General features: G+C 58.0%; 8 protein-coding genes. All 8 read right to left on the reverse strand.

Annotated elements, in window-relative coordinates; translation table 11 throughout:
* Nucleotides 1–100: 100 nt before the first annotated feature.
* Nucleotides 101–403, reverse strand: coding sequence for a DUF4158 domain-containing protein (locus AB3X96_RS41300; protein WP_368594255.1), 303 nt, complete (start codon nucleotides 401–403; stop codon nucleotides 101–103).
* Nucleotides 404–904: 501 nt separating this feature from the next.
* Nucleotides 905–2,347, reverse strand: a complete 1,443-nt coding sequence (locus AB3X96_RS41305; RefSeq protein ID WP_368594256.1) for a glycosyltransferase — start codon at nucleotides 2,345–2,347, stop codon at nucleotides 905–907.
* A gap of 37 nt (nucleotides 2,348–2,384) precedes the next feature.
* Complete coding sequence (locus AB3X96_RS41310) at nucleotides 2,385–3,053, reverse strand: HAD-IA family hydrolase (RefSeq protein WP_368594257.1); 669 nt, start codon at nucleotides 3,051–3,053, stop codon at nucleotides 2,385–2,387.
* 37 nt (nucleotides 3,054–3,090) lie between these two features.
* Nucleotides 3,091–4,338 carry an aminotransferase class III-fold pyridoxal phosphate-dependent enzyme gene (locus tag AB3X96_RS41315; protein WP_368594258.1) on the reverse strand — a complete coding sequence of 416 codons (1,248 nt, stop codon included), beginning with the start codon at nucleotides 4,336–4,338 and terminating at the stop codon, nucleotides 3,091–3,093.
* Between the two features lie 13 nt (nucleotides 4,339–4,351).
* Nucleotides 4,352–5,839 (reverse strand): GMC oxidoreductase, encoded by a 1,488-nt coding sequence (locus tag AB3X96_RS41320; RefSeq protein WP_368594259.1) that lies wholly within the window; start codon nucleotides 5,837–5,839, stop codon nucleotides 4,352–4,354.
* Entirely contained in the window at nucleotides 5,836–7,146 is a 1,311-nt protein-coding gene (locus AB3X96_RS41325) for a condensation domain-containing protein (protein ID WP_368594260.1), read from the reverse strand. Before AB3X96_RS41325 ends, AB3X96_RS41320 begins: the two co-directional genes overlap by 4 nt.
* Before the next feature lie 145 nt (nucleotides 7,147–7,291).
* Nucleotides 7,292–8,617 (reverse strand): MFS transporter, encoded by a 1,326-nt coding sequence (locus AB3X96_RS41330; RefSeq protein WP_368594261.1) that lies wholly within the window; start codon nucleotides 8,615–8,617, stop codon nucleotides 7,292–7,294.
* Nucleotides 8,614–9,588, reverse strand: a complete 975-nt coding sequence (locus AB3X96_RS41335) for a sulfotransferase (RefSeq protein WP_368594262.1) — start codon at nucleotides 9,586–9,588, stop codon at nucleotides 8,614–8,616. The genes AB3X96_RS41330 and AB3X96_RS41335 overlap by 4 nt, the downstream gene beginning before the upstream one ends.
* Between the last annotated feature and the right edge of the window lie 322 nt (nucleotides 9,589–9,910).

The raw sequence follows: 9,910 nt of genomic DNA on the forward strand, positions 1-9,910 counted from the left end.
GGCTGCACCACATCCTGGACAACCTCGACTTCGTCCGTCATGTACACCTGTCCATTTAAAATTTGAATGGACATGATCGTCGGGCGGCACGACTTGCCGATCAAGATGACTTCGCCGGGTGCTTACGCTGAAGCAGTTCGTCGAGCGTGAGCGATTCGGCGGCGTCCTGTCGCATCCACGCTTCGAGTTCCGTCCAGTGCTTAGGTCCGATCGAAGTGATGCCGAGATATTCGCAGGTCCAGAGTTGATGCTCGTTCAGTGACTTATAGCGTTGATAGAGCGTGCGGAGGGAGGCGATCGTCGGGGTGGGCAGGCTGAGCCGCTCGCCGACATGCCGCAACAATTGGCGCGGCAGTGTGCCGACATGATCGAGAGTGTGGCCACTGGCACGCAGAAAGACCAACTGGATCGAACGCCGGCACGGTGACCGCGCCGAAAACGCTCGTTGACTGCGGCAACGTCGCTGTCAGTCAACGGGAAGTAGCGCTCGACGTCGAATTCCGACAGTCGGGCGGGCAAGCGATATTGTCCCACATAGCGAAACTCCAAGATCTGGCATCTGCGCCTCCCGACTACGGCGCGCGATCCGTAATCGCGCGCAGATATGCTATCGCAGATACTGTTGGGACCTCCTGACAAGAGCCAGGGCCGACGGCAGCCTTATAAATAAAGGCTCTGTGGAGAAACCGCCAGATTTAGCACGAAAAGGACGGATGCCCCGAGTTCGTCAAGCGCTGGAACCGTTTCGCCTCGCCTGCGGAACGGTCGTGGCTTTTATGCTCTTGGGCAGAGACAAAACCGATGAAGGTCTCAATCAGCATGAGGTGTTCGCTGTCTGCGTAATCAGGGAGCCATGCATTTTTCTCTATCCCTGTGAGGCTGTCGTAAGCGTGTGGGCATCAACTCACGCCTCAGTTGCATTTGCGCGCTGAGGCTCCGTGTGCTCTTCAAAACTAGATAGGGCCGAACGAATCGAGTCATACCACTTTGGAATTTGCGAGATTTGCGTGCCGAAGTGCAGGCAGTTCTCGCGCGCTCTTCTCGCCATCCCCTCGTAATCACTATAGTTGGTCGCAAGCCGACGCATCACCTCTGCGGCTTTGGCCTCGATGTCCGGTTCCTCAAGGACAATTCCATTCAGCCCATTTACGACTTGCCTTTTCAGACCAAAAGCGGACGACACTACGACGGGTCTACCCCGGAACAGAGCCTCCGTCGTCGTCAGCCCGAAACCCTCTTCGCGAGACAATTGAAATATGCCATGAGCATTCTGTTGAAGTCGGCCGACAATCTCTGCATTTGCGTCGTTGTCCTTCATCGAGATGCAGGCCAGATACAAATGTTGCTGTACTTCCGTTGGCAACTGGTCACGTAGTGCCAGGCACTTCTCGAAATACGTCCGTCCTTCCGGATCGTCAGCGACATTCAGAGGGTCGGGTCCTGCTATCACGAGGCGTATCGTATTTTCCTCGTCGGATGCCGCACGCACAAAACGGATAAAAGCGGTGATGATCCGGTCGATGCCTTTGAGGCTATCCCATCTGGAAACGTGCAGAAAATACCGCGAACCGAGGATTTCCTGAAGCGATGGCATAGGTCCCGATTTGCGGCCATTAAACGAAACTGAATTTTCCAGCTTCTGGTCTGCCGGCCCTTCATAGTTGCGATTCTTGGCGGAGAACGGACTGATCGATGGCTGGATGATATCGATCGGTTGAGGTGTATCGAAGACGTATTCGCTGTCGCTCAGGACAATACGCTGGAATGGACCGAGGTATTCCCCGAGAAGTGCCCATATCCTGTCGACCGTCGGGGTGCGTTCTGGATAGCCGATGTGGCATCGCCAGATGGCTGGGTGCGGATGAGAATCCAGGAATTGCGAAGCAGCACAAAGTGGCTGCGGGTCATGGATGACCAGGAGGTCATTAGGTCCGATGATTGCTTCCAGTTCCGCTGCACCCTGCCTCGAAACATCGAGATAGTGCGGCAACAGGTCATCGAGACCGGCTACTGCGGTATTATGAAGAGAATTGTGAACGCCTTTGGTGAACTGGAAAAACTGCTCCTGGTTCGGTTTAAAGATGAGCCAGCGAACATCGAAACCAAGTTCCCGGAGGAGGCATATATGGTGTGGAAGCATTTCGGCGACGCCACCGCCAAACGCGGTGGAATTGACTTGCCAGATGCAACGATCACCGACCCTGTCGCGCATTGTGCCCGACGAACGCAACAGTTCATTGACAAGTCCCTCATAGTCTGCCTGCTGTGCAACGTAGTGCTCAAGGACAGAGCCGCGTATCAACACCTCATCAAACAGTGGTGTGCGGTATTCCGTTGATATTTTCATCTTGTCGTCCTTTCGGCCCGGAAAGCGGAGGCCGGCGTCAGATTAGAAAGGTCATCTCGCGAAAATCCTCAATCCAGCCCCTGATGCCGGGGTGGCCGCTGGCATTAGGTCCGACGCCTACGCAGTCGCAACCAGCAGTGGTTGCCGCTTCAATTCCGGCTCTGGAGTCCTCAAAAACCAAGCACCGTTCCGGGGCAATCTGCAACGTCCGCAACAGCACTTGATAGGGTTCCGGATTCGGCTTTCCCTTCCTCATGTCCTCAGCGGCAATCATGATTCTTGGGCAGGAGATTCCGGCCGCCTTGAGGCGGGCAAGAGCCGAGACCCGTGACGAAGAGGTGACGACAGATCGCCTCCCAGCGGTGAGCGAGCTATAGAACTCGGCGGCGCCTAAGATTGGTCGGAGCAGATCCATCGCCTGGACCTCATAGTCTGCGATGCGGGCCGCTTCTCGTTCCGGCGAGAGGCCGGTAGAGATTGACGCAACTAGTTCTATATCCCGGCGCGCGGCAGACATCCGCAACACACACTCCGGAGAGAGCCGTTCCTCCCCTGCCCATCGACGGAGAGCGTTTTCAACTACAGCCGCTGAATCCACAAGGACACCGTCCAGGTCGAAGGCAACGTGATCGTAATCGTTGAGATCGATTTCGTTCATGGCAATATGAGTAGGAATCGAAACAATAGAAAAAGTTGGTGATTGCAATTTTTGTCGCGTCTTTCCTGGACTTCGCCCTCTAGTATCACGCCCAATAATGCTTGTTCGACAGACATGCCTTTTCTGTCGTGCGGAATGCCTCCATGCAGTATTCGACCATCGAAGCATCGGTGAACGGTGTCGTCATATCTTCGGCCTTGCAATAGTCTGCGAGTGCCAGATCCAGTGCTGGTTCCAACGCCTCGAAAAAGGCCTTATTCATAGAAGCATTGCTCATGTATGTTGCCGGGTATCCGACATAGATGCCATGCTGCAGACACTTTTGTGCGAACGCTTTTCCATGTTTTTCAGACGGCAGAACGATATCGAACATGCTGTCGCTTCCCAGAACGCGAGCAGGTATTTTGCTACGCTCGAATGCGGTCTGGAATAACCTCTTGAGTGCGGAACCACTTTCGGCGAGACGGGCCACAATGCCCGCTTCTTCAAATATTTCCTGTGTCAGGTTACCGGCCACGAAGGCCCGGTTCTCGCGCAGATAGGTATGGCCAAGATATGCGGTGTCGGCCCCCGTCATGGCCTCGGCGGTGCCGACAACTGCGGAAAGGCCGATGCCTTGCGCGATTCCCTTGGTCAAGGTAATGAGGTCGGCTTTTACACCGTGTTTTTGGCAGTAGCCACCCGAAGCATAACGGAGCCCGCAAAGGACTTCATCGACGATCAGCAGTGCTCCATGCAGCTTTGCCAGTCTGGAGATTTCATGAAGCAATGCAGCGGGAAAGATCGAAGGTTCAGGTGTGAAGAAAATGCCCGCGACTCGCCCCCTGTTCATGACCAGTTGCTGCTCAAGGAGATCGAGGTCATATCGGAAATCCTGGATGTGTTGGTCCCTAGCGGGTGGATTGTCCGACCAAGGGGGCTGCTGAAAGAGGTCGTGCCATCCATGGAAGCCAGCCGTCAGGAGGACCGGCCGGCCAGTTCGATACCGGGCGATCCGAACTGCCGCTTCCGTTGCACAGGACCCCGTCCTCAGAAAAAACACTCTCGGCGTGTCAGGGAACATCTTCGAGATTTTTCCGACCAGCCTCAGGCGTTGCAGACTCACCGGCGATGGAAGAATGTCGGTTTCCTGCTCCATTGCCCGTGCGAGCCTTGCGTTGAATACTATGTCATTGCTGCCGAGAGGCGAAGCCCCGCTGCAGGATGTCATATCCAGATAGATCTTGCCGTTGATATCTTCCGCCACCGCGCCATTGGCGGAGCGGAAAATGATTGACGATCGGGTTTCGCGTTCCCATTCGGCCAGATGTCCGGTCACTTCAGGATTAGGCATCTTGAGTTCCCCTTTACTCGAGTGAAAGGGCCATTCGTCTCGCGTTGGCCATGATCGTGTGTGTCGGATTGCTGTTTCCCGCGAAATTCATCACGGAGCCATCCATGACGTGGATGTTCGAGAACCCATGAACACTGCCAAGGCGGTCCACAACTGAAGTGGTGGGATCGTGTCCGGCGCGCATCGTGCCGTGCAGGTAGGAACTGCCTTTTGAGTGTGCAAGCGGCTCGCGCTTGATGCGTAGCGCTCCAATGTGTCGCAGAATGTCATCCGCGCGATCAGCGAGAAAGCCAATTCGTGCACGGTCATTTGCCGAGCTTTTGTATTCGAAACGAATATAAGGGACCCCGTATCGGTCAATGGCCCTGTCAAGCACCACGCGATTGTGCGACCACGGTTCTTCACCGGCCATATAGTGCAGGCGCAAAAGACCGACGTTTTCCTCCGGCATGGGTAAATTCGCTTCATAGATGAGACCGCCGAATTTGCGTGGTACGTCACAGTGCTCGTAGAACTCGTCGGTATAGACGGTCGCATGGGGGCCCCAGTGAGAAGCCAGAGCACTGGAGCCGTGATCCGGTCGCTCCATGTACCCGACAGAGTAGCCGCTAATCTTGAATGAGAGGCCCCGCCCGACGAGGCCGGATTCGTTGCCTATCCCCTTGGGGGCATGCTCACTTTTTGACCGGAGCATCAGTGCCGCCGTCTGTATCGCGTTTGCGCAGACAATGACCCTTTCGACTGAAATCCGGATCCGCTCAGATGATAGTGGCACGTAGCACTCAAGAGCTTCAGCTTGACCGTCGTCCCGAAGCTCGATCCGGTTGACGAAGCAGCCATACAGAACCGAGATCGATCCGGGCAGGGCAGAGTCATCCAGAATGCTTCGTGCGAGCACAGATGCTTTGGCATCCGTAGGGCATACCAGTTCATCGCAAGCTGAACACAGGTTGCACCCCATGCAAGTCCCTGGTGGCCGGATTGCCAGAGGGATATGGCGCGGTTTTATACCGAGTTCATGCATTGCAGTGGATAACATTATCCCACGAGGGCTGACTGGATATGTCGGAAATCCATTCGCCCCAGTGATCTCCAACAGGTGCTCGATCTCCGAGTAGTGGGGTTCGAGATCCCGGAGTGCGACGGGCCAATCAATCTCCAGGTCGGTCGTCAGATATTGAGAGGCCGAAAGATCTGCCTGCCGGTATCTGAGCGTGATAGCGTTGTAGAACTGCATCCCGCCGCCCACGCAACACGCCGTCCATGGGTTGCCGTCGGCGGGTCGGCCGGACGAAGTGAGTGCCTTGCTGTAGGCCGCCTGATGCGGCCCGTACAAGGCGCCAGGGGAAACCAGGCCTCCATATTCCAGCACTGCCACGCGATATCCTTTCTCTGCAAGCGTTTGGGCGACGATCGGTCCGGAGGGCCCAGAGCCGACGATAACCGCGTCGAACTTTGTGTAGTCGTAAGAGGTCGCTGCAATGTGTCTGATCTCTGTCACGAGCAACACTCTTCTTTTGAATGCGGGTTGGCGAGCCAGCAGGAGGTGTCCGCGACGACGGACAGGAGCTGCTTCGTACGGGCGACATAGCGCGGTACCGCGATGCCTGCGAGGTCGGTGGCCGGGTGGCGATAGCTGACGAACAGGCCATCGTAGTTGCGCCAGACCCAAAGGCACACCTCATCCGGATCGGTGCAGCGACTACGAAGCGCGATGGCTCGCCAAGTGTTCCAGTTGCGCGCGCCGGGGGTACGGCGAAGATCCATATACGAAATCATGAAGGGATCACGAAGGGGCTGGCCAAGGAGTTCCGCTACCCGGGGAAGGGGTATTTGGGCCAGTTCCTTGACTCCGTTGAGGCCTGCGACTGCCGAACGGACCGTCTCGGCAAAGGAGCTGGTTGCGCTCAGAGAGAAGGCGACCGGGCCCATACCGACGAACCATCCGATGGAGGATCTCCAGGGACCTGTTTGCGTGTGGAACGGGACCATCGTGCGAAATTCACCCGAGCCGGTGATTTCGTGGCCGACCTTCGCAAGGCAGCTAAGCAGTCCGGAGAATGTGGCACCGCCTGCTGCGCGACAGACCTGATCAAAGGTGCGCGCGGAGGACGCGTCGAGGAGCTCGGCGTGTCCTCCCGGCTGCGCGGTGGTGGGGTTGCCACTCTGAGCGTTAACTGGTTCAGGGAAAACTGGCAGGTGGCCGCCAACCTTGGTGACGAACTGCTGCCAGCTGATGACGGATTCGTGTTCGACGGTCAGTGCATCGGCTGCGTTCCGTTCAGTCTCCGCAAAATCAAGGTAGCTGGCCGTGGGGGGTAGAGGGGGAGCGGGTTTGCTGTCGGAGGTTGCGAGTGCTGCAGCGTACAGGGTGTGGATCTCATGTGGGATCCCGAGAATGGAGTACCCGTCGGTCAGGGTGTGGTCGGCGACGACGCAGACGGTGGTCGCGTCAGCGTTGCTGATGGTGGCGCAGATATATCCGGGCCAGCCGAGTGGGCCAATTTCGCGGTCGAACAGATCTTCGAGATACCGCGCCAGCTTTCGGCTGTCGCGGAAGTTCGTCGCCTCACTGGTGTAGATAGTCACGGTGCCGGGCGGCAGCGTCACGCGGAGTAGACGACTGTCGGGTGTGGAGTGAGCGGAAAACATCAGCTGACTGCGGAGCGTTTCGTGGCGATCTGTCCAGTTGCGCAATGCCGCAGCGAAGGCATCTGCATCAAGTCCAGCGGGCAGATCGAAAGCACACCCCAACCAGGACGGCGGCAGGGGGCCTTCACCTGCTGTGTCAAGTGCGTACCTGATCAAGGCCTCCTGAGCATGGGATGGTCGCCGCGAGTCGGTCGTCCATGGTGCTTCCGGCATGTGCGGGGCGCTGGCTCGCCAGACGATGAGATGGCCCGGAGACAAACTGAGTGAAGGTATTTCAGTGAACATGATGATATGTCTTGCGTTACCTGCGAGGAGGAGCTTCGGCTACGAAAGTCGGCTCGGCATGTCCCTCTTGGAGCTGGGGTGTCCGCACTGCTCGCAGAGGAGACGTCAAAATCCACCCAGAGGACATCGCTATTAGAGCACCGCTGAACAGGAGCGTTGCCCGGGAACCCAGCAACGTTCCACAGGAGCCGCCCAGCAGGGCGCCGAAGGGAGCGAGGCCCCATACTATGGTGCGAATGCCTGCGTTCACACGCCCATGCAACTCAGGTGGTGCTAGCATGAAGCGGATGGGCACCTGATGGACGTTGTACATCTGCTGACCGGTCCACAACAGGAACTGCGATAACCCGAGTGCCAGCCAACCCGGCGCCGGACACATGGGTGCGAGCGCCGCGCCGACGGCGCTGGTGCAGAGGGCCGCAACCAGCACTCGGCCGAGTCCCAGTGCCCGCGCAGCCAGACGAGCGAGCAACGCGCCGACGGCGGATCCCACGGCCGCGATGCCCATGACGGTGCCAATCGCGGTGGCCGTCAGTCTCAAGTCCTTGGTCAGGTAAGGGAGAAAGACAGCCGAGTAGGCGCTGTAGAAAAAGATAAGCGTGCCCGTCGCAAAGGTAATTGCGCGCAGCCGGGAGGTACGCAGCACAAACAGTGCGCCCTTTGTAGCTTCCAACAGGATACGACTGATGATGCTCCCGTCGACCGCGACGCCTCGGCGGTCCGCGCCGAACAACGGGCTCCTCACCGGCCTCATTGATACCCAAGGGAGCAGCATCGTCACAAGGACGAACGACGCGACATCGGCGAGTATGGCGATCGGAGCGGAGAAGGTAGAGATCAGCCAGCCCGCAAGTGGCAGGCCGAGTATCAGTGCCGCCGACTGTCCCAGCTCTAGCCTGCTTTGAGCCTGTACCAGTTGCGGGAGCCGCACAACGGTTGGTACGCAAGCAAGAAAGGCCACATCCGCGATCACCGTGGCCGTGCCTGCCACGGTGGCGACCATATACAGATGACGCGTGCTTACGTGGCCGGCCAAGGAGGCGGCCAGCAGTACGGAGGCCAAGGTGAGTGCTATCGTCGTGTTCGCTGTCGTTAGCAGCATCCGATGCGAGAACCGGTCGGTGAGGACCCCGGCGAGCAGCCCTAGTAGCAGGTAGGGCGCTCGTCCGCATGCGAGCAGTATCCCAGTCTCGAACGGGCTTGCGTTGTGAAGTTCGATCGCAGTCAGCGGAAGTGCAAGAAACGTCACTTGTGAGCCGAGAAGGGAGACCGTCTGGCCAGCGAGAAGCAGATAAAAGCTACAGGGCAGGCGGTGTCGGGGCGCATTGTGCGCCTCTATCATCTCGCGCTTCCTGAAGGCGGCATCGACAGGTCGTAGCCTAGGTGTATCAGCTCTTTACCGGCGATCCGCTCGAACTCGGCAATTTCTCCGGGCGTGAGGTCGTGCAAATGCCGTCCATTACGCCCGGTGTGCAGAGGCTTGCTTGCGGCCTGTGCGGCGGGATGCCCCCAAGGTCTGTTGAACAGCGCGTGTTCGTGCGCCGCGTGGTTCAGGACCGCCTCGTCCCACGGCAGGTGAAGGTAGTCCAGCATTCGTTTGATGGTTTCGCGGGGGCGCGTTACCAGGTCCTCGTACCGCGCCTCCAGATAGCGGCCGTCAGGCGCAGCCTGGCGGGGCCGGGTGACGACATCCAACCAGCCGTGCGCGGCCTGCGCGACAGTCCGGTAGCCCCAGTCGGGGACTGTCTTCAAGTGGGACGCGGCCAGATCGCGGCCGTCGCGAATGATGTGAATGAAATGGGCCCGAGGCCAGATCGCTGCGTAAGTGCCGACGTCCAGTATCCTGCGCTGAAGCTTGATGCCCCAACGTCGGGCTCCCATCTGGTTGCGTCGGAATTCGCCAATGGAGTCGATGAGCCGACAACGGTCTTCCGGAGCCGACAGATTGGTTCCACGTTTGGTCATCAAGTCCACCACCAAGTTCCGCAAATCGTCGCGCTCGAGACCGAAACGTTCGCATTGCAAAACGAAATGCGCGCCGTCGTACCAGTCGGGGTCAACGGTTTCCTTCGTCGCACCGGCGAGCCGTGAGTTGTGGACGTCGATCATGTCGCACACAGCGAGGATATGCGGACCGAGGTCGACCGGTTCGGTGAAGTCAAGTTCTGGGCCAACGACCAAATCGCAGTGCGAGTCGAGAAGAACGCTGAGTAGAGTGGTGCCGGAACGATTCTCGCCGCCGAGCAGGACAGGATTAGAGGGCAGGGTGACAGGAGGGCAATCGGACGCACACCGAATGGCGAAACCGGACATGACATCTCCTCTGCAGGGGTGAATTATTGAATAGATTCGGCACACGAACACGTTGAGGCTTGACACGAAACACAGAGGCGCATGCCGCTGTAAACAATTAACATTCGGTTTGCTGCGTAGATTCTCGAATCCGATTCCATCGGAAGTACTCCGACGGCAGCAGAATTCATCCCTACCGCCCTGCTCCAGCCAAACTACCGCTGAAACACGTCATCGCGCAGAGTTCGTGAAGCGTTGATAGATGAACCACCACTTGCCCACTGGAGATCATGGGCGGCGCCGACACGTTCACCGAGAGTTTGTTTTCCGTACGCAAGCTGGA

It is taken from the genome of Paraburkholderia sp. BR13439 (genome assembly GCF_040948805.1).
GTDB lineage: Bacteria > Pseudomonadota > Gammaproteobacteria > Burkholderiales > Burkholderiaceae > Paraburkholderia > Paraburkholderia youngii.

What these genes read in the sequence shown, in the direction of transcription:
- AB3X96_RS41305 (WP_368594256.1), bottom strand. Translation starts at nt 2,347, where the DNA reads ATGAAAATATCAACGGAATACCGCACACCACTGTTTGATGAGGTGTTG.
- AB3X96_RS41315 (WP_368594258.1), bottom strand. Translation starts at nt 4,338, where the DNA reads ATGCCTAATCCTGAAGTGACCGGACATCTGGCCGAATGGGAACGCGAA.
- AB3X96_RS41330 (WP_368594261.1), bottom strand. Translation starts at nt 8,617, where the DNA reads ATGATAGAGGCGCACAATGCGCCCCGACACCGCCTGCCCTGTAGCTTT.
- AB3X96_RS41335 (WP_368594262.1), bottom strand. Translation starts at nt 9,588, where the DNA reads ATGTCCGGTTTCGCCATTCGGTGTGCGTCCGATTGCCCTCCTGTCACC.